Raw genomic sequence first — 19810 nt, 5'->3', positions numbered from 1 at the left:
CGGCGGTTGCCGCGACCATGCCGGCGGACGGCCGGGCGGTGATGATCACCGACAAGTACACGGCCACGGCTGCGTTCGCCGACGGCGACGTCGTGACTTTCCGCCTGCCCGCCGGCCTGCGCCTGGGCATGCTGAGCATTCGCTGCGACGACCTCGACAGCAACGGCTCGCCGGAAATCGTGTTCAGCGTCGGTTACCGCACCGCGGACTCGAGCTCCAGCCTGTCGGCGGCGCCCACCGCGTTCGCGGCGACCGGCCAGACCACGGCGCAGGCCGGCGGGACGCTCGTGTGCTCCTTCGAGCCGCTGAAGTTCGAGGAAGACGTCTACGTCACCGTCACCGTGGCCACCAACTCGGCGACGCACGCGGCGGGCGACATCTTCATGATCGCCGTGGGCGAGGCCGAAGGCCCGAGCGGCATCCGCAGCGGCGTCGGCGCGTAAGCCGCTGACATCGGCCCGCCGGCCCCGCGAAGGGCTGGCGGGCTTCCTTCCCAGCACAGGAGAACGCTATGCCCAAGATTCAATACGTCGGTGTCAAGAAGGACGGGGAAACCGCCTTCGTTCGCGAGACCGGCATCACGTGGTTCCCCGGCACCGTGAAGACCATCGCCGACGCCGAGCTCGTGGCCAAGATGCTGCGCCACCCGGACGTCTTCGCCCTGGCCGACGGCAAGGAAAGCGACGGCGCGCCGAAGACCGACGAAGTGTTCGGCACGGAACCCGAGGTCGTGCATCACCAGACGGCCGAAGCGCCCAAGGAACCCGTCGTGGAGACGAAGACGGACGCCACCGACGCCGACATCAGCCTGGCGCCGGGATCCGTGGTGGCCGCGCCCCCGCCTGCGGCCGCGAAGGACAGCGCCAAGGCTAAAGCGCCCGTCGCGAAGAAGAAGCCGGCCGCGAAGACCAAGGCCAAGAAGTAAGCCATGGCTCGCACCGTCGACGATGCGGTCACCGAGGTCCGAAAGGCCGTCACCGATCCGAGCGCGCGGCGCGACTCGGATGCGGAGATCCGTCGGTATCTCGTCGACGGCCTGAACATCATCAAGAGCCAGCGACCGGACCTTTTCCTCGGCGCCTACGGCACGACGTACGAGACGCTGGCCCAAGGCGCTGCGCTGCCCACCGCGATCAGCGGGCAGTTCTTTCTGTCGCTGGTCATGTACGGCGTGGCGCGGGTCGAGTTCAAGGACGAGGAATCGGCCGATCGCGCCCGCGGCGAACTCGCGCTCAAGCTCGCAGGAGGGCTGCTCTGATGGCCGCATTCAGTGCGTTCTACGACGACCTCATGCCGGAGCTACCTGGCTGCACGACGGCGCTGGTCGATCAGCACCTGCTTCGCGTTGCACGGGAATTCTGCGAGGAATCGAGCGCGTGGCGGGTCTCGCTCATCGTGCCCAGCGTCGCAGCGGAGCCAACCTACGACATCAGCGCGCCCGAGGCCGACAGCGAAGTCGTGCGCGTGATCCGCGTCACCGTGGGCGACCTGCTGCTGTGGGATGCCGCGTGGCGACCGCAGCCGGCCGCGACCGCGAACACCGCGACCGCAGAGCCACGCTACCCCCGGTCGAATCCACCGTTCTCGATGAACGCCGACAACACGGAACTCACCTTCATCGCGGATGAAGTGCCGACCGAGACCGCAGGCGATGGTCTGGACCTCATCGTCGCGGCGAAGCCGGGCATCGCGGCCACCGTGATCCCGGACTTCATGAAGGCTCAGCACCTCGAGGCGATGCGCGCGGGTGTGCTGGCGCGCCTGATGCGCATGGCCAAGAAGCCGTGGACGGATCGGGAACTCTCCGGGTTCTACGACCGCGAATACCAGCGCTTGAAGGGCGCCGCCGCCCACAACGCCCAGATGGGCAACACCGGCGCGCGCCTGCGCACCAGCAAGACGAGGATCTGAAATGGCAGCACCCACGGTCACCGTCACGATCAACCTGCAGGAAATGATCGGCGTTGCCGCCGATGGCCTCGTCGTCACGGCGGCGATGAACAAGAACGACCGCTACTCCGGCGGCATCGTGATCGCGACGACGACCACGGCAACGACGAATGCGTCGGGCGTGGCCACGATGGAGCTTTTCCCGAACGCGCTCGACACCGACGACCCGCCGGGCCTGGGGCTGGAGGCGTCGGTCTACCGCTTCACCTGCCGCGCCACCGGCGGCAAGCGGCTGGATGTGCAGGCGGTCGTTCCGAACAACGACTGCAACCTGCACAACATCCTCGTGTCCGACGAGGCGACGCGCACGCCGATCGCGAGCCGGATCTACCGGGCCGACACGATCACCGGATTCGACGCGACCGACCTGCCGGATGGCGTCATGGTCATGTTCGCAGGTCGCTCGGCTGCGCGCGACGGCGGCGGCGGGGTGTTCACGTACAGCGCGAGCAGCGTTCAGTCAGCCAACGGTGGGACGGTGTTCGCGCCCACGGGTGGCGGCAGGCTATTCCGGGACGGGTGGACCGTCATGGGTTTCAACGGACCCGTCAGCCCTGTCTGGTTCGGCGCGACGCCGAGTTCTACTTCAATGCCGACCACCGACTCCTACGCGGGGATCCAGGCGGCGATCAACGCCCACTACGAGGTGGCATTTCCTGAGGGCATCTTCAGGTGCAACACCGCTCCGACAACGCGCAGCGGCAGCAAGATCTACGGCGCCGGCCGCATGACAGGCGTCGAGTTCTGGGGATGCGACGGCTTCACGAGCGCGGCGGGCCAGGTTGGTGTCGAGATCACCAATATGACGATGATCTCCTGCACCGCTCTCGGAGCGGGCGATCCTCGTCTCTACAGGCCGCTGGTGTGCAACGGCACGTTCGCCGCGCCCTGCTACAACATCGTCTACCGTGACTTGCTCCTGCAGGGCTGGGACAGTGCGCAGTATTGGTCGCACGTGTGGTCGGGCCTCTCCGACAACGTCTACACGGTGAACACCAACCGCAGCCTGCACATGAAAGGCCTGTGCGCGAACAACACGGTCATCGCGCCCCACTTCCATGCCAACGGCGGCTTGAGTTCGATCTACTCGGAGCCGGACGCGGATAACCGGACGCCGGAGGGCCTGAAGATTGTCGGCGGCGAGCTGACGTCGGGCTACCACGCCGTTCAGGCGGTCGGGAGCTTCAACTCGCTGCAGGTCATCGGGACGACCATCGACCAGATCCAGGACGTGGCATTCGTCATGACCGACCCCCGGAACGTGAGAGTCCTGGGGTGCTTCATCTACGCGCGCAACGGTCTGCTGAAGATGATCCCGCTGGGCATTTCCGTTCAGTCCGACGTGTCGTTCGAAGGATGCGACGGCGAGGTGACCAACGAGGGTGCCTCGTTCACGGCGGCGATCGCCGGAACGACCATGACCGTCAGCGCGGTCGCGAGCGGCACTCTCGGCGTGGGTATGCGCATCGCCGGCTCTGGCGTCGCCGCGGGCACGTACATCACCGCTCGAGGTACGGCCACCGGAGGGACCGGCACCTACACGGTCAACGAGTCGCAGACGGTCTCCAGCCAGGCGATGACGTCGGCGGCGATTGCCTACGACGTGGCCACGAACAACAACGGCGTGCAGGTGCGCGGCGGCAAGCTCAAGATCGCGGGCACGACGAAGGGAATCCAGTTCGACGGCGGCGACTGGTTCGCCGACGGCATCAGTTTCCAGAACAGCGGAAGCGGGACCGACATCACAGCGACCACGACGACGGGCTCGCTGGGCTTGTTCCCGCAGCAGATCACGACATCGGGGTGCGTGGCGGCGAATGCGGCTGGGACGTTCACCGCGTCCGACGCGAGCGGCGCAGGTCTCACGATCACGCAGAACAGCCAGGCCAACTACGCGGTCACGAACAACGTCGTGACGGCATGCTTCGACATCACATACCCAGCGACCGCTGACGCGACGGTCGCCGCCATCGCACTGCCGTTCGCGTCGAATGCCACCATTTCTGCCGGGGCCGGGTCCTTGGGATACAACACCTTCGGCGTGGCCGGGCACGTCATTGGCGTCGGCATCGGGGTCGCCAAGATCAACCTCTTCGACGCCGGCGGAAATGCGCAGACGAACGCCAACCTGTCCGGTAAGCGATTCGTCGGCACCGTCACGTACATCAAGGCCCCATGAGGAAGCCCGAATGAACCGACGGCCCATTTCATTCGAATTCGACGCTCCCGCGGTCGATCTTGTCCTGCAGGGCTTGGGCGAGCTGAGAAGCCGCGTCGATACGACCATGAACGCCATTGCCCAAGGCGCAGCGCAGCAACTTCGCGCGCAGCAGGAATCCGAGGCCGCTGTAGTGTTGCCGCGCAAGGTGTCGCGGCGCGCGGTCGTGCCCAGCGCCTGCGGGCGCAGGAGTGCCGCATGACGATCGCCTACACGTGGACCGTCACCGGCGCGCGCGCGAGCGACGTCGGCGAGCTCGAAGACGTCATCGTCGAGGTCGACTTCGTCGTGACCGCCGCCGAAGGAGACACCACGGTGCAGACGCAGCAACGGGTGCAACTGCTTCCGCCGGGTGAGGACTTCGTGCCGTTCGCCGAGCTCACCCCCCAGCAGGTCATCGAGTGGGTGAAGTTGGCGTGCGATGCGAAATCGGCCACACGAGTCAGCGTCATCGAGGGCTACCTGGCAGACCGCATGCAGCTGCACTTGCAGGCCGCGGCCGCAGCCCAGTTGGCGCCGCAGGAGAAGCCGCTGCCCTGGGCGCAAGGAGGGTAGGCATGCGCATCATCAACTTCGAAGGTCTGCGCCCTCGCCACTCCCCTCGTTCGCTCGACCCGAAGGGCGCGCAGACGGCGCACAACCTGATGCCGAACACGGTGGAGTTCCGGCCCATGGCGCAGGACTCCACGGTCATCGCCAGCACAGGCGGCGCCTCGGACCCGCAGACGCTCTTTCGCTTCCAGCGCGTCTCCGGCGGGCTGAACACGAACTACAGCGATGCGACGAAGTGGCGCATCCACGCCGGCAGCATCAGCTACGCCAAGATGCCATCGGTCGGCGACAGCACCGACCGGCACGCCTACACGACGAACAACGGCACGGCGGCGCCGCGCGTGGTGGACAACACCGGCGACGATCGCCAACTCGGCGTGCCGACGCCCGGCAGCGCGCCCACGGTGAGTGCGAACGTGGTCGACGAGTTCACCGTCGAAGAGCGGGGCGCCGACATCGAGGCCGCCAAGGAAGCGGCGATCAAGGCCGTGAAGGACAGCCTCACGCTCGCATGGCGCGGCGCACCGCGGCCGGGGACCGGCACGACGGGCTACATCGACCGGGAGACCGCCTACGGCTTCGCGCAGACCGACACGCGCCAGCAGGTGCGCATGTTCCGCCTGTCCGGGGCCGGCGGCTCCATCAGCGACGCCTACGCGGTGCCCGACGACGACACCTTCAGCTGGATCTTCGATCCGCTCCTGGGCGGCTTCGCGACGACGACGTCGGGGTCGCCGAGCTGGGCGGGCAGCAATTCGCACTGGGCGATTCCGTTCCCCGCCTACGGCGTCACCTACGACGTCGACTCCAGCGCGCTCAGCACGACGCTGACCGCCATCACGATGCCGGGAAAGTCCGACGGCACGAAGCTGTTCACCGGCGGCCAGGTCACCAACATCGTCAATGCCGTGGTCGCGGTGTTCGACGTCGCCGGCGCCGAGGTCAAGCCGCGGCTGGAGCGCCTCGCGAGCGAGGTCGTGAGCTTGAAGACGCTGCTCGACGGCGGCGGGCGCGCCTCGGTGGCGGCGCAGACGCAGGCGTTCTACAGCAAGACCGACGTCGACGACGCGATCGACGACGCGATCAACACCTTCGCGAAGAACGTGTTCCAGCAGGCTTCGAACGTCGCTCGTGCCTCGCTGCCTGACGACTATGCCGGCGCCGGAGGTGGGCCATGAGCAGGATCTTTGCCGGTGGCGTCGAGGCGACGGCCATCTCGAACATCACGACCGACCTCGCGGGCTACATCAGCTTCGACGCGCAGGGCATCAAGCGGCTGGACGTCGAAGGGCTCATCGGCTACCTCGAGACGTCCTTCGCCGCGATCAGCACGGACGCCGAGTACATCGCGCCGGCCACGGCCGCGAGTTCCGCGGCGGCGGCGCGCAACGTCAGCACGCGGGCGCTCGTCGACAGCCTGAATGCCACGATCCGGGAAGAGAACTGGAACCGGCGCCCGGACTGGCCCACCACCACGAAGGTGCTGCAAGGCGGCACGCTGGTCGCTGCAGTCGCGGATGCCATTGCCGCGTGCGGCCGCGCGAGCGACGAGCTCTACAACTACCACCAGGGCGTTGCGGCGAAGCTCGGCCAGGTCCTGACCGACTTCTACTACCGCGAGGGCATCGACAAGCTCGTGCCCGAGGGCGTGCAGCGGTTCGTCGAGGACGTCTTCTACCGCTTCACGTGGGTCACCGATCGCGGGGAGGAATCCGCACCGTCGGCCGTGTCCGCGCGCCTGCAGGTCGACCAGAACGACACGAAGGCGATCACCATCCCGGCGGTCCCGTCGGGGCGCAGCATCTCGCACTTCCGCCTGTACCGCAGCGCCGTCGGCAATGACAGCCTCGCATGGCGCATGGTGCCGCACGCAAGCGACAGCAACGGCTGGCCGGTGAGCGGTCTCACGATCACCGACGACCGGAAGGAGTCGCAGCTGTCCGACCAGCTGCAGACGCAGGGCTGGTCGGAGCCGCCCGCCGACCTCGTGGACATCCTCGCAGGCCCGAACGACATGCTCGTCGGGCACACGTTCGAGAAGAACGAGGTGTGGTTCTCGGTCAATGGGCTGACGAAGGCGCCCTACGCCTGGCCGGCGCGGTATCGCAAGACGACCGGCTGGCCCATCGTCGCGAAGGGCACCTTCGGCAACACCGTCGTCGTGCTCACGCGCGGCAAGCCCTACTTCGCCCAGGGCACGGACTCGTCCGCGATGGACTTCCAGCCGGTAGAGAGCGACCAGACCTGCGTCTCGGCCCGCTCGGTGACGTCGATTCCGCCGCGGCAGGGATTCGCGGGCGGCGTCGGCTTCGCGAGCCAGGACGGCTACTGCGTCGCGGACGGCGGCGCCGTCGTGCGCGTCATCACCGGGCCCGACGGCTTCAATCTGTGGGACAAGGACGGCTGGCAGGCGCTGAACCCGTCGAGCATGGTGTGCGCCGTGCAGGACAACGTCCTCATCATCCAGTACAACAACGGCGCCGCGGGCTGCTACCACCTCGACCTCGTCTCCGGCAACCTGACGACCTCCGATCTCGTGGCCAGCGCGTTCTACCGCGACCTGCTGACCGACACGCTCTACTACTCGACCGGCACGGCGATCAAGTCGTTTGCGACGTCCGCGTCGAAACGCACCGCGACCTGGAAGTCGCCGATTGAGGTCAACCCTCGGTTCATCGGCTACACGTGGGTGCAGGCCGACAGCAACTACGAGGCGACCGTCACCGTGAAGGCGTACGCAGCCGGGACGCTGAACAGCACGACGGTGCTCGACAGCCGGGCAGCGGTGAAGGGGATCGTGCCTGCCGACGAGCGCGAATGGGAGGTGCAGGTCGAGAGCGCCGCGCGCGTGACCAGCGTGACCCTCGCGACCACCGCTCAGGAGCTTCGGGCGCTATGAGCATGCTCCCCGACAACACCGGGTCCCCAGTCGTCGTCAGCGGGTTTCAGCTGCCGCAGAGCGCGGCGCCGGACCAGAGCCGATTCAACCGGGCGGTCAAGGACTGGATCGAGTTGCGCCAGGGCGCGCGCGCGAACCCCGGCGAGCGCGCCGTCACCGCGCGCGACCTGCAGGAGCATCTGCGCCAGCTCGGCGTCGTGACGATCGGGGAGGCGCGGCCGTCAGACGACATGGGAATCATGACCGTGGGCAAGGGCGGGCGCGGCCGCTGGACCGGCATGGACGAATTCGCCGGGAAGATCGTCGGCACGAAGCTGTTCAAGGACCTCACGCGCCGGATCGACGACCCGACGCGGTTCGATGACCTGACCGCGCGGGTGAAGGAGATCCTGCTGACCGACCTGCACGAGATTGCAGCGAAGCAGGGCGCGAGCGTGCGGCAGTTCCAGGAGATCATCCAGAACGAGCGCGAGTCGCAGGCAGTGCGCGTCAGCGAGATGACGGCTGCCGTGGCTGGGGCGACGGCCGGCGTTCGCCAGCTCGAGGCGGCCTCTGCGAGCGCCACGCGCGCCGTCGCCGTGGTGGCGACGCAGATCACCGCCCGGCTCGACGACTTCCCGGATGTCAATGCCGGCAGCGGCGTCGCCACCGTCGAGACGGTTGCGCAGGCCATCGCCGACCGAGCGACGGGTCTCGAGGCGCAGTACGTCATCAAGGTCTCGGCCGGCGGCTACCAGGCCGGGATCGGGCTTGCCTCGACCGCGGGCGGCACGAGCGGCACGCCGACGAGCGCCTTCATCGTCCAGGCCGACAAGTTCGCGATCGTCGACAGCAGTTACACCGGGGGCCTGACCAACAGCCCACCTTCCGACTCCCTCTTGTTCGGTGTCGACGGCGACGGTGCCTACGTCGGCGGCAACCTGAAGGTCGCGGGCAAGGCCCTGATCCGTGGCGCGTACACCAACGGCGGCGCGAACGCTGCCTTGCACGTCAACGACACCTTCGCCGCAGACAACGGCCTCGTGAGCCATGCCGATGCGGTGGGCGGGTATGCCGTCTATGGCCTCGGCGCGTCAGGGTCGAATGGCGTCTACGGCGAAAGCGTCGCGACCGGCGTGGGCGTGACCGGCGCCTCGGCGAGTGTGTCGGGTGGCGTCGGCGTTCGCGCCATCGGTGCGCTCGCGTCGATTGCGCTGGATGTCGTCGGACCCATGCAGATCGACAACAGCACGCTCGTGACGAACTTGAACGCTGACAAGCTCGACGGTCTCGACGGCAGCGCATATGCGTTGGCGCAGACGAGCACGACCTACACAGTCACCGATGTGAGCGGGGCGGGCCTGAGCCTCACGGCCAACCGGCAGGCAAGCTACAAGGTCACCGGAAACATCGTTCACCTCGCGTTCGACATCACGTTCCCAACGACTTCGGACACCAATCCCGCGCAACTGAGCCTGCCCATCGCGGCCGTCAGCGATGCGGCTGGCGGCAGCAGCATCAACTACACGACCTACAGTGCGGCGAGCTTCACGCTCTACGCCGGCCCCGGCGGCTCAATCCTGTACCTCGCAAAGATGGATGGGAGTTTGGCGAGCAACGCGGACTTCTCGGGGAAGAGGATTCAGGGACTTGTCGTCTACTTCAAATGAACATGGACCTCTCGACCTTTCGGACCGTCCTTGCGCAACACCTCGGGGCCGAACTCACGCCCGAGCGGTGCGCCGCCATCGAGGATGCGCTGTTTCGCGGGCCGGACCGCAGCGTCGATCCTATGCAGTTCGAGCCGATCCTGCATCACGACTACATCGTGCAGGTCGAGAGCTTCCGCGCCATCATGGAAGAGCTCAAGCCGCTGCATGCGGCGCACTGGAGCGAGACCGAATTTCACCGGCACGGCCTGCCGTTCAACCCGGACTACGAAGGAGTCGCAGCGCGCGAGCGCGCCGGCCGCGCGGTGCAGTTCACGGTGCGACGCGAGGGCGAGCTGGTCGGGCAGTTGCTGATGTACCTGTTCACCTCGACCCACACGCAGACCCCGGTGAGCGAAGAGGACTGCCTGTTCATCCGGCCCGATCACCGCGGCGGGATGCTCGTCATGAAGTTGCTGCGGTACGCCGAGCGCGTGCTGCACCAGATCCAGGGCCCGCACCTGATCCGCACCAGCAGCAAGCTCGTGAACCGGGCCGACGTTCTGATGCGGCGCATGGGATACCAGCCCTTCGCGCTCCAGTTTTTCAAGTTCACAGGAGAAAGCCATGTGCTCTGATGCACCGGACACCAGCGGCGTCAACGCCGCCGCGTTGAGGTCGGCCGAACTCGGCGAGAAGGCGCTTTCCTGGTGGCAGGACGCGGAAATGGCCCAGCGCCCATTGCGCGAAGCCGCCGCAGCGCGTGCCGGGCAGGTCAGCGACGCGCAGTTGCGCGCAATGGACACGAGCACCGCCATCGCGCTCGAGCAGTCCGAACGGGCGAAGCGATTCCATCCGGTCGAGGACGCGATCCTGAAGGATGCGATGGGGGCCGGCGGCGAGGCGGAGCAGGAGGCGGCTGCCGGGCGAGCGGTCAACGACGTATCGCTCGCCTTCGGCAACCAGCGAGGCACGGTCGACCGCAACCTGCGCCGCAGCGGGCTCGGTGTCTCGGACACGGACAGGGCGATGGTCGAAGGTGAGATGGGCGCGGCGGAAGCGCTGGCCACGGCCGGCGCGGCGACGCGCGCTCGACAAGGCGTGATCACCTTGGCCGATGCGAAGAAGAAGGACGCCGCGGCGATGGGCCGCGGGATGATGGGCACGCAGGCGACGCAGGCCGGCATTGCGCTGAACCAGGGGAACTCCAGCGTCGCCAACGCGCAGTTGCCGGTGAGCCTCGCCGCTCAAGGCGCGCAGGTCGGCGCGCAGGGTTTCCAGACGGCGCTGACCGCCCAAGGCCAGGCAGGCAACCTGTACGGCCAGGCCGCGAAGCTCGGGCAGGAGGACGACTCCGGGCTGTGGGGCGCCGTCGGCGGCCTCGCCGGAAAGGCTCTGTTCGCGACATCCGACGAGAAGCAGAAGGAGGACGTCTCCGACGCCGACGGGGAGGTCGCCCTGCGCGCGGTCCGCAAGATGCCGGTGAAGCAGTGGAAGTATCGCAAGGACAGCCCCGCGGCCGATGGCGGCAAGGAACACGTCGGACCGATGGCGCAAGCCGTGCAGGCAACGCTCGGCGACCGCGCCGCGCCCGAGGGCAAGGCCGTCGACGTCATCACCCTGGCCGGCACCGCGCTCGCCGCGGTGAAGGAGCTCGATCAGAAAGTCACCACGCTGGCCAAGCGCCGCGCATAAGGAGCATTCCATGGCAGGAGCAGGCAAGAAGGCACTGGCCCTCGCGGTCGGCATCGGCGGCGGCTACCTCGACGCGCAGGAGCGCGACCGAAAGATCAAGCTCGAAGACGAAGACCGGCAGATGCGCCGGGAGTCGCACGACATCACCATCGCCGACTCGCAGGCGCGCCGGCGCATTGCCGAGCGCGCCGAGGCCGACCAGGTCGCCCTGCGCGCCGCTGCGCAGCCTGCCGAGGTGAGCCTGGCCGGCCCGTTGCCCGAAGGCCTCCAGTACGGCAGCAACGAGGATGCCGAGGCCGGGACCAGCATGCCGCCGACGCCTGCGTACCGGGTGGCCAGCGGGACGGGGGCGGAACGGTTCGACACGCTCGAGGCCGCCGACGCGGCCGCGGCAAAGCACAACGACCCCATCGCGCTCAGCCAGCGCATCACGGGCGCGCTGAACGCCCAAGGCAAGCCGGTCGAGGCGATGCAGTACCAAAGCCAGGTCGAGAAGTTCGCCAGCGAGCGATGGAACAAGAAGTTGCGTGAGGCGATCGGTCAAGGGCATGCCGGGCTCGCGCAGCTGGTGTCGGAAAGCGAGGCCGGGCCGTTCAAGGGCAAGCGCCTGCAGCCGGTGCCGAGCGCGGACGGGAAGTCTGTAACCTACTCGCTCGTTGGCGAGGATGGCACGACGACCCCGACGCGATTCACGTTCCCGAACGATCAGAACGGCGTCATCCAGGCGGGCTACATGCTCGACCAGACCGTGACACCCGAGACGCGCTACAAGTACATGGTCGAAGAGGACAAGCGCAGGTCGGACAACGCTTTCAAGGAGCGTGACCTCGCGCTGAAGACCGACATCTACAACAACATCACGTTGCCTGCGACCGAGGCCAAGATCGCGCTCGCGAACTCGCAGGCCACTGCGGCGGAGACCCGCGCGAATGCGGCGGCCGCACGAGCGGCGGGCGGTGGTGGCGGCTCCGACAAGGTCAGCCGCGAAGAACGGCTGCGCTGGACGTCGCTGCATGGCGAAGCGGGCCGTCGGCTTTCCGAAGCGCAGAAGGCGCTTACTAAGCTGCAGACGGATAGCGCGTTTATGCGCAAAGCGAGTACGCCGGGCACGGCGCAAGCTGGGGAACTGGAGCAACTGAAGTCCGAAATCGAGGCGCACAAGGGTGACCGGGAAATGTACGGCTCGTTGCTCGCGGGCAGCCAGGGCGCTGAAGCTCGCGAGAAACGCGACGCCCAGCGTTCACCGAAGTCTGCCGCGGCCCAGGCGCCATCAGCCGGCGCGGCCGCCCCGTCGCCGAAGTCGAGAGCGGAATACGACAAGCTCCCGAGCGGCACGAAGTACCGCCACCCGGATGGCACGATGAAGGTGAAGCCCTGATGGCGAAGACCTACGACTTCGGCACGTCGGACCCCGTTGCCGCCGAGGGGGCTGACTTCGGCCAGGATGATCCGCCGGCTGCCCGGAAGGAGCTTCCGGCCGGCGTGCAGCCGAGCGAGGCGGGGGCAGGGCGCGGGACGGCAGACGATCCCCGCCGGCTGGACCGCAACCGCAGCGCGCGCATCGCGGAGATGGACGACGCGACCGCGCCGTTCAGCGACCCCGCGACGGTCCTTGCGCGGACGCCCGCGCCGGCGCCGAGCGCGCCCGGCATGCCAGGCGTCCTGGAGCGGCGCATCGATCGGACGCTGCCCGAGCCCGTCGTGACGCCGCAGCAGGAAGCGAGGAACGTCGAGCTTTCACGTCGCGCGGCGGCAGAGGACCGCGGCGGCCCGGCCTTGCGTGGGGGCACCCACAAGCCGAACCGAGCCACTGGATGGGGCGAAGAGGTTGCGCGCAACGCAGCTGAAGGCTTCTCCGAGACTGGGACGCGCGCAATCGCGAAGGCAGGCGCGGGCATCGCCGAGGGCGCATGGGGTGGCGTGCGCGCGGCTGCGGATGTGGCCCATGAAATGGGCGTGCCGGGCGCGGCCACCGTCGCCGACGTCGCGAAAGAGTCGGCCGGCGCCGCAGGGGACTTCACGAGCGGCATGGGCAAGCCGCGCCCCCTGACCGACTTCGCGCCGAACAGCGTCGCGAACTACCTGCGCGAGCAGGGTGAGGGCGCCGCATCGTCGCTGGCCACCAGCGCCCTGTTCGCGTCGACGTTCGGCGCGCGCGCGGTGATTCCGCTGCTGTCGGTGCAGTCCGCCGGACAGCAGTACCAGGCCGCGCGCCAAGCCGGTCTGGATCCGGCCGCGGCCCTCGCGAATGCCATCCCTCACGGTGCCTTCGAGGCCATCGGCGAGAAGTTCCAAGGGCTCGACAAGGCCGCGCGCGCGATGGGCGTGCTGATGACGCGCGGCGCGCCCCGCGAGGCGATCAAGTCCGCCGGCGAGGTGCTGATCCGCGCCGGCGTGCGCGAGATCCCGGGCGAAGTCCTGACGTTCCTCGGCCAGACCGGCGTCGACGCGCTGCCCGGCATCGGGATCCGTCGCGACTTGACCGTCGAGCAGTTCGTCGATGGGCTGCGCGACGTCGTGGTGCAGAGCGCGATGATGGGCGGCGCAATGGGAGCCGGCGGCGCCGCGGCGACGATGCGCGCGGACCGCCCGCGCGAGAAGACCGCGGAGCAACTGGCGCGCGACAAGGGGTTTCTGCGGCGCGAAGAACAGGTGAAGCAGCTGAAAGCTGCGGGCGAGAAGGAAATCGCCGCCGGCATGCAGCGGCAGGTCGACGCGGAGCGAGCTGACGCTGAGCTCGAAGTCCTCGCTGAACGCCCGTGGGGCGCAGACCCTGCATTCCAAGAGCACTTTCGCCAGCTGCGCGGTCAAGGGACGAAGCCTGCCGAGGCGGCCGCGCGCGCCGGCATGGCGACGGCCTTCACGCAGGTCGGTGAGGGGCTGAGCATCGACGCCGGTGTCGCGAAGAGGGCGATCGACGCGGCTGCCAACCTGCCGCTCGAGAAGATCCCGACTTTCCTCGATCGGTTCGTCGCGAACCTCGTGAAGAAGGGGCTCGCCCAGCCCGCGCCCGACGGCACCGTCGCCGGCGCGGTGGCGGGCGTGCGCGACGATGCGGTGCAGACCGCCGTCGGCGCGCTGTATCCGGACCAGAACGCCGCGGTCGACAAGATCGCTTCGCTGGTGGGCGCGGAGGCTCCGCCGACCGACACCGTCGCGGCAATCACGCAACTTGAGCAGCAGCAGCCGGCCACTCCCGATGCAAGCATCGCCGAGAGCAGCACGATGATCCCGGCAACGACGGAAGCGCCGACCGCTGCAGGCGCTGCGGAGGTGGAAGCCGCGGCACCGGCCCACTTCGGCATCGACGACCTCACCCCCAACGAGCACGGCGCGCACCAGGGCGCGAGCAGCCCGCGCAACGAGAAGACCGCCACGAAAGAGCAGATCCTCGGAGGCAATGCCCCGCTGGGTCACATGAAGGTCGGCGGCATGGGCGCGAGCATCGAGAACGTGGCCGGCTCGACCCGCGAGGACAAGCAGAACACCCCGCCGAAGTGGTCGACGCCCATGGCGCACGGATTCCACTACGGCTACTTCAAGCGCACCGAAGCCGCCGACAGCACGGCGACGAAGCGCCAGGGCATCGACGCCTTCATCGCCGAGGGCATTCCAGAGGATTACGACGGCCCGGTCCATGTGGTCGACCAGGTCAACAAGGATGGCAGCTTCGACGAGCACAAGGCTGTCGTCGCGGATCTGGACGAGAAGGGCGCACGCGCCGCGTACCTCGCGCATTACGAACCGGGCTGGACGGGCCTGGGCGCGATCACGCGCTTCGACACCTTCACCGATTTCAAGAGGTGGGCCCGCGATGGCAAGAAAACCGACCCCGTCGGCAAGATCACGACGCAAGAAGCCGCGGCTGCCGCGCCTGACGAAGCAGCAGCGCGAGGCAGCGAAGGCGCTGCGGCTGACGCCGGAGCAGATCCTGCTGGCGCTCCTGCCGGTGGACAGCCCGTTGCAGTAACCGCGCCGCGCAAGGCGCTCAGCGTCGGCCGCACGCCGCAGACGGCCGAACCTGTCACCGTGCGCAACGGCACGGTCTACGTGGGGAAGTACGAAGCGCTCGACTACGACACCAGCGAGCCGGTGCGCATCGCCGATGGAGCCAGCGACGAACAGGTCCGCCAGGCACTGAAGACGGCGGGCGTGCTGACGGCCAAGGATCGGTTCTTCGGGGGCGAGCAGGACGCCGCGGCGCCAGCGCCGGCACCGACCTCGCAGCCGCTGGTTCAGGAGCAAAAGCAGGCCAAGGCCGGCAAAAATCACAGCCCGCTGCGCGCCTTCCTGCGCGAAGTTGGGGTCTCGCCGAAGCTGATGTCGGATCTCACCGGCGAGCGCAACGGATTCCGAGCGCACGGCAAGCTCCCGAATACGTTCCGCGCCGGCGGTCTTGGGCTGGACCTGTTGGCGCAGCGCGCTCACCAGCGCGGCTTCCTCACCGACACCGACATGGAAGACGACATCATGGCCGGGCGCAAGCTCGTGGACATGATCCATGCCGAGTTGCGCGGCGAGCGCGTGCAGCCGCAGAGCGACGGCAGCGCCGAAGAGCGCTATGAGGCCATGCTCGAACAGCGTCGCCAGAACGAAGAGGCCGCCGCGCGCGACCTCGCGCTCACGCCGGAAGAGCTGGAAGAAACCGGGTTCACCGACGCCGACGCCGTGCTGCAGGCGCGCGTGCGCGAACTAGTCGAGCAGGCGAACGCCGCGGGTCTGGACGTCGACGCCATCCTTGAAGATGCCGCCAAGAAAGACGAGAATGCAACACAGGATGAATACCTCGCCGCAGCCGCCCAAGACGTCGAAGCCGCTCTCGCCCGAGCGCGAAGCGAAGGCGCGCAAGATCGCGGCGAAGATCCTGGTCGCGCAGGCGCAGAAGCGCCGGGCCGCGGCGCAGCCGAAGGCGTAGCCCAGGAGCGCTTCGAAGCGGGGCGCGCGCTCTCGAAGGAGCAGCGCAAGGCGGTCCTCAAGACCCTCACCGACGTCTACAAGTCCAAGGGTGCCCCGCGCGAGCAGAAGGGCATCGGGCGCGACGGGAACGAGCGCTACGGGTACGTGCACAGCCCGGATCTCTTCGAGAAGTCCGACATCACTGGCGCGATGGTGCGCTACTACGTGAAGCTGCCGGACGGGCGCATCGCGCACCCGAGCGAACTGTTCCCCGACTACACGCAGGCCGACATCGATAAGGCGATGATCGAACAGGCGGCCGCCGAGCGCGACGACGCCGCCCAGCAGCGCATCACGGAAGAGCGCGCGGCGAAGCACGCCGCCGACACGCGCGCAGATGCCGAGTCGTCCTTCATGAAGCGCAATCCCGGCTTCGACCTGCGTGACTGGCGTACCGGGAAGACGCGCTCGTTCGTGCACTTCGAGAAGGGCGGCAAGTTCTTCGCGGTGACGGACGACGATGCGAAGCACATGGAGCGACTGGAGCGGGCAGGATGGACGCGAGCGGAAGCGCCTGCGCAGGACCTTCTCGGCGACGCGCCGAACCCCAACCAGCAAGCCGCCGCCACCGCGCGCGCCGAGCGCGAGGAAGCCGAGCGCAAGAAGGCTGCGGCCGCACCGGATGCCGCTGAGTTCGTCCTCAGTGGCAGTGACCGGCCAGCCGATGAAGCGGCGGCGCGCGGGCAGGGTGACCTGCTGGCCAGCGCGCCGGAGCGCATCGAAGACCTCGGAGAGAAGATCGGCGGCGCCCGCAAAGACACCGCCGAGAGCAACGGAACGAAGCGCTCGCGCTCCAACGACGACGATCGGCCCGCGTGGGCCCGCCGGTTCAAGGTCTCGCAGACCGTGCGCGCTGGCGGGCAACTCAATGCTCCGCGCGATGAGGGCCGATGGGTCATCAACGACAGCCGCTCGCTCGACTTCATGGGTCAGCCGAAGCAGGTCGGCCGGCAGACGTTCGCAACGAAGGAAGAGGCCGAGGCCTTTGTCCCAATCGCGGCCGTCGCGCTCAAGCACCGCGTCGGCATGAGCTCCGAAGGGAAGTACGAAATCTGGCGCGAGGTCAGCGACCGCAAGCGCGTGAAGGTGGTCGAGCAGAAATTCGACGACCGCGAAGCCGCACAGGAGTACATGGTCCGCCACGCGGTCGAAATCATCGAGACGAACACCACGTTCGGCGAGGGCGATCTGCCGCTGCCGCCGGACAAGCGCCGCGAGGGGCCGCAGCGCCGCACCGGCAACGTCGTCGGCCAAGATTTCATCGACACCTTCGGCTTCCGCGGCGTCGAGTTCGGCAACTGGAACAACCAGGACGAGCGCCAGAACCTGATGAACGACGCCTACGACGGTCTCATGGACCTCGCCGACGTAATGGGCATCCCGCCGAAGGCCATCGGCCTGAATGGCGACCTCGCGCTGGCATTCGGCGCGCGCGGTCACGGGCTGCACAGCGCACGCGCGCACTACGAGCTCGAGCGGGCCGTCATCAATCTCACGAAGGAGCACGGCACCGGCTCGCTGGCGCACGAGTGGTTCCACGCGCTCGACTACTACTTCGGCCGCCAGGACGGCAAGGCTTCCGGCGAATGGGTGCGCAACGACGACGGCACGCGCACCTTCAAGAAGGTCGCCACCGAGGATGCCGTCAGCCACGGCTTCGGCTTCAAGTCCAAGGTGCGCCCGGAGGTCCGGGCGGCCTACGAGAAGGTGCTGGAGACGATCTTCAAGAAGGCGTCGAAGTACGTCGAAGACACCGACAAGGCGGACAAGTTCACTGCCCGCGCGCGCGAGGATCTGGCGCAGGAGCTCGACGCGCTGCGCCGCGACCTCTCGACGCCGCAATCCTGGAAGACGCGGAACAATAAGCCGGCGAGCGCGGAGCAGCTGGCCGAGTTCGACACCATCGCGCAGCGCCTGCTGTCCGGCGAGGCGCAGGCCGTCGCGACCGACTGGCGCAGCGTCGAGACCGCGAAGAACCGGATCGCGACGCGCTGGACGAACGACTCCATCGAACAGCTCGGCGCGATTTTCAAAGCCGTTCGGGGCCGCGTCGGCTTTGACAGCACGAACCGCAACGGGCCGCTCGACCGGCTCGCAAGCGCGACGCGCCGCTACAGCGACCGCCTCAAGATGCTGGCGGACGCGCAGGCCGGCGCCGAGAAGACGCGCATGTCGCCGACGGACTTCGCGATGAACGCGAAGGAGCTGGACCAGGGCCGCGGCACCGACTACTGGACCACACCGCACGAAATGGCGGCCCGCGCCTTCCAGGCGTTTGTCGACGACAAGATCGCGGAGCGCGGAGGCGTCAGCCGCTTCCTGAACTACGCGCCGGAACGAGCAGGCATCCTGACGCCGTGGGGCGTCAAGTTCCCGTTCCCGCGCGCAGCAGAACGCACCGCGATCAACAACGTGCTGCAGACTCTCATCGACGCCATCGAGACCAAGGTGACGAACTCTGGCGTGGCGATGTACGCCCGCGGCCTCTCCATGCGCGACGCCGTCGAGCGCGTCCGCGGGATCCGGGCGGCGAGCGTCGCAGAAGTTCAGGCAATCGTCGACGAACACACGGCTGGATGGAAGAGCGGCCCGCGCGTGCATGTCGTGCCCACTGCGGCAGACCTTCCGATCGCGGCCCCGGACGATACCCGCGGCCTGCACCTGAATGGAGAGGTGTACGTGGTGGCCAGCGCCCACCGCGCGGACGCCGGCCTGAACCAGCGCGTGGCGGTCACTCTCGCGCACGAGGCGATCGCGCACTACGGGCTGCGCAAGATCCTCGGGCCGGCGGCGTTCAAGCGGTTCCTGGGCGACATCCAACTGGCGATCGCGTCCGGCAACAAGCCGCTGACCGAGATTCGCGCCTACGTGCGGCGCACCTACCGCAACGACGACGGCAGCTACACGCTCACCCGCGGGCAGGAATCAGACGAGATTGCCGCCCGCGCCGTGGAAATGGCGGTGGACGACGAAGGCAACTTCCGTCCGGGGTTCTCGTGGCTGAAGTCGGTGTGGGCGCGCGTGGCGCAGTTCCTGCGCGACCTCGGGCTGAAGGTGCCGTTCACGAACACCGAGTTGCACGGCATGCTCGTCCTATCGATGCGCGGCCTTGAGCGCGGCCACCGCGTCGACAGCGGCGGCACGGTCCTGATCCGCGGCGACAAGCCGGCGTTCATGTTCGCCGGGCCGCGGGCCGGCATTCAGGCGGGCACCATGGACACGCTGCCGGAGGCGCGCCGCATGGACGCGAGCGGCGCCGCGATGAAGGACATCCGGGCCGAGACCGGCTGGTTCCGCGGACCCCACGACAAGAAGTGGCGATTCGAGATCCCGGACGAAGGCGCCCGCCTCGTCGGCTGGGCGGACGTCGCGGAGTCGAAACTCTTCGGCGAGACGCACAAGTTCAAGCTGGGGGCGATCCTCGATCACCCGGAGCTTTTCCGTGCCTACCCGGATGCGCGCGACATCGATGTCGTCAAGCGCGCCGGCTTCCTCGACTTAGGCGGGCTGCAAGGCTGGTTCGACGGCAAGAACGACATGGGCGTGACGCCGTACGCGAAGGAGCCGCTATCGACGCTGCTGCATGAGGTTCAGCACTGGGTTCAATCGCGCGAGGGCTTCGCCACCGGCGGCAATCAGAACATGGTGTTCGATGCCATGACGCAGGCGCAGAAGGAGCGGCTGGGCGCCGACGTGGTGCCGGCGCTGGAGAAGCGCATCGTCAGAGCAGTCGACGATGCGGAAGCTGCGAAGCTCGCGATCCAGTACCGCACCTTTCCAGAACTGCGAGAACTCCGTGACGCGAAGGAGCGTTTTCACGAGCTCGCGAAAACGCGTGAATCGGGCGATCCGAAGCGCATGGTGGCATTCGATGCCGTCAACGCAGCAACAGACCGGATGCACGCCAAAGTT

The 19810-nt window shown here is 68.0% G+C and carries 14 protein-coding genes; all 14 read left to right on the top strand.

The genetic code is table 11. The features are described 5' to 3' along the window. A partial coding sequence (locus AB7E83_RS26425; RefSeq protein WP_428574191.1) for a hypothetical protein occupies positions 1-443 on the top strand: 443 nt, incomplete at its 5' end. 68 nt (positions 444-511) lie between these two features. Further along, entirely contained in the window at positions 512-925 is a 414-nt protein-coding gene (locus tag AB7E83_RS26420; protein ID WP_428574189.1) for a hypothetical protein, read from the top strand. A 3-nt stretch (positions 926-928) separates the two neighbouring features. Then, positions 929-1258: a hypothetical protein gene (locus AB7E83_RS26415; protein ID WP_428574187.1), complete on the top strand. Its 330-nt coding sequence runs from the start codon at positions 929-931 to the stop codon at positions 1256-1258. Then, on the top strand, positions 1258-1911 hold the full coding sequence (locus AB7E83_RS26410; RefSeq protein WP_428574184.1) for a hypothetical protein: 654 nt from the start codon (positions 1258-1260) through the stop codon (positions 1909-1911). Before AB7E83_RS26415 ends, AB7E83_RS26410 begins: the two co-directional genes overlap by 1 nt. 1 nt (position 1912) lies before the next feature. Further along, complete coding sequence (locus tag AB7E83_RS26405) at positions 1913-4129, top strand: hypothetical protein (RefSeq protein WP_428574182.1); 2217 nt, start codon at positions 1913-1915, stop codon at positions 4127-4129. Positions 4130-4139: 10 nt separating this feature from the next. Beyond that, complete coding sequence (locus tag AB7E83_RS26400; RefSeq protein WP_428574180.1) at positions 4140-4370, top strand: hypothetical protein; 231 nt, start codon at positions 4140-4142, stop codon at positions 4368-4370. Beyond that, positions 4367-4723 (top strand): hypothetical protein, encoded by a 357-nt coding sequence (locus AB7E83_RS26395; RefSeq protein ID WP_428574178.1) that lies wholly within the window; start codon positions 4367-4369, stop codon positions 4721-4723. The genes AB7E83_RS26400 and AB7E83_RS26395 overlap by 4 nt, the downstream gene beginning before the upstream one ends. 2 nt (positions 4724-4725) lie before the next feature. Next, a complete protein-coding gene (locus AB7E83_RS26390) occupies positions 4726-5898 on the top strand; it encodes a hypothetical protein (RefSeq protein ID WP_428574176.1) in 1173 nt (390 codons plus the stop codon). Further along, positions 5895-7619, top strand: coding sequence for a hypothetical protein (locus AB7E83_RS26385; RefSeq protein ID WP_428574174.1), 1725 nt, complete (start codon positions 5895-5897; stop codon positions 7617-7619). The genes AB7E83_RS26390 and AB7E83_RS26385 overlap by 4 nt, the downstream gene beginning before the upstream one ends. Next, entirely contained in the window at positions 7616-9268 is a 1653-nt protein-coding gene (locus AB7E83_RS26380; protein WP_428574172.1) for a phage tail tip fiber protein, read from the top strand. Before AB7E83_RS26385 ends, AB7E83_RS26380 begins: the two co-directional genes overlap by 4 nt. 2 nt (positions 9269-9270) lie before the next feature. Further along, positions 9271-9885 carry a GNAT family N-acetyltransferase gene (locus AB7E83_RS26375; RefSeq protein WP_428574170.1) on the top strand — a complete coding sequence of 205 codons (615 nt, stop codon included), beginning with the start codon at positions 9271-9273 and terminating at the stop codon, positions 9883-9885. Then, entirely contained in the window at positions 9875-10942 is a 1068-nt protein-coding gene (locus tag AB7E83_RS26370) for a tail fiber domain-containing protein (RefSeq protein WP_428574168.1), read from the top strand. The genes AB7E83_RS26375 and AB7E83_RS26370 overlap by 11 nt, the downstream gene beginning before the upstream one ends. Positions 10943-10952: 10 nt before the next feature. Next, positions 10953-12320: a hypothetical protein gene (locus AB7E83_RS26365; protein ID WP_428574166.1), complete on the top strand. Its 1368-nt coding sequence runs from the start codon at positions 10953-10955 to the stop codon at positions 12318-12320. Continuing rightward, on the top strand, positions 12320-19810 hold a 7491-nt coding region (locus AB7E83_RS26360), incomplete at its 3' end, for an LPD23 domain-containing protein (RefSeq protein ID WP_428574164.1). The genes AB7E83_RS26365 and AB7E83_RS26360, both read left to right, overlap by 1 nt.

Origin of the sequence: Ramlibacter sp. (assembly GCF_050250995.1) — a bacterium.
Classification (GTDB): Bacteria; Pseudomonadota; Gammaproteobacteria; order Burkholderiales; family Burkholderiaceae_C; genus Ramlibacter.
The sequence above is the reverse complement of the archived record's forward strand: the minus strand, read 5'-3'. Positions and strand labels throughout refer to the sequence as shown.

Excerpts from the sequence above, each read along its gene's own strand:
- AB7E83_RS26420 (WP_428574189.1), top strand. The coding sequence starts at position 512 with ATGCCCAAGATTCAATACGTCGGTGTCAAGAAGGACGGGGAAACCGCC.
- AB7E83_RS26415 (WP_428574187.1), top strand. The coding sequence starts at position 929 with ATGGCTCGCACCGTCGACGATGCGGTCACCGAGGTCCGAAAGGCCGTC.
- AB7E83_RS26410 (WP_428574184.1), top strand. The coding sequence starts at position 1,258 with ATGGCCGCATTCAGTGCGTTCTACGACGACCTCATGCCGGAGCTACCT.
- AB7E83_RS26405 (WP_428574182.1), top strand. The coding sequence starts at position 1,913 with ATGGCAGCACCCACGGTCACCGTCACGATCAACCTGCAGGAAATGATC.
- AB7E83_RS26400 (WP_428574180.1), top strand. The coding sequence starts at position 4,140 with ATGAACCGACGGCCCATTTCATTCGAATTCGACGCTCCCGCGGTCGAT.
- AB7E83_RS26395 (WP_428574178.1), top strand. The coding sequence starts at position 4,367 with ATGACGATCGCCTACACGTGGACCGTCACCGGCGCGCGCGCGAGCGAC.
- AB7E83_RS26390 (WP_428574176.1), top strand. The coding sequence starts at position 4,726 with ATGCGCATCATCAACTTCGAAGGTCTGCGCCCTCGCCACTCCCCTCGT.
- AB7E83_RS26385 (WP_428574174.1), top strand. The coding sequence starts at position 5,895 with ATGAGCAGGATCTTTGCCGGTGGCGTCGAGGCGACGGCCATCTCGAAC.
- AB7E83_RS26380 (WP_428574172.1), top strand. The coding sequence starts at position 7,616 with ATGAGCATGCTCCCCGACAACACCGGGTCCCCAGTCGTCGTCAGCGGG.
- AB7E83_RS26375 (WP_428574170.1), top strand. The coding sequence starts at position 9,271 with ATGGACCTCTCGACCTTTCGGACCGTCCTTGCGCAACACCTCGGGGCC.
- AB7E83_RS26370 (WP_428574168.1), top strand. The coding sequence starts at position 9,875 with ATGTGCTCTGATGCACCGGACACCAGCGGCGTCAACGCCGCCGCGTTG.
- AB7E83_RS26365 (WP_428574166.1), top strand. The coding sequence starts at position 10,953 with ATGGCAGGAGCAGGCAAGAAGGCACTGGCCCTCGCGGTCGGCATCGGC.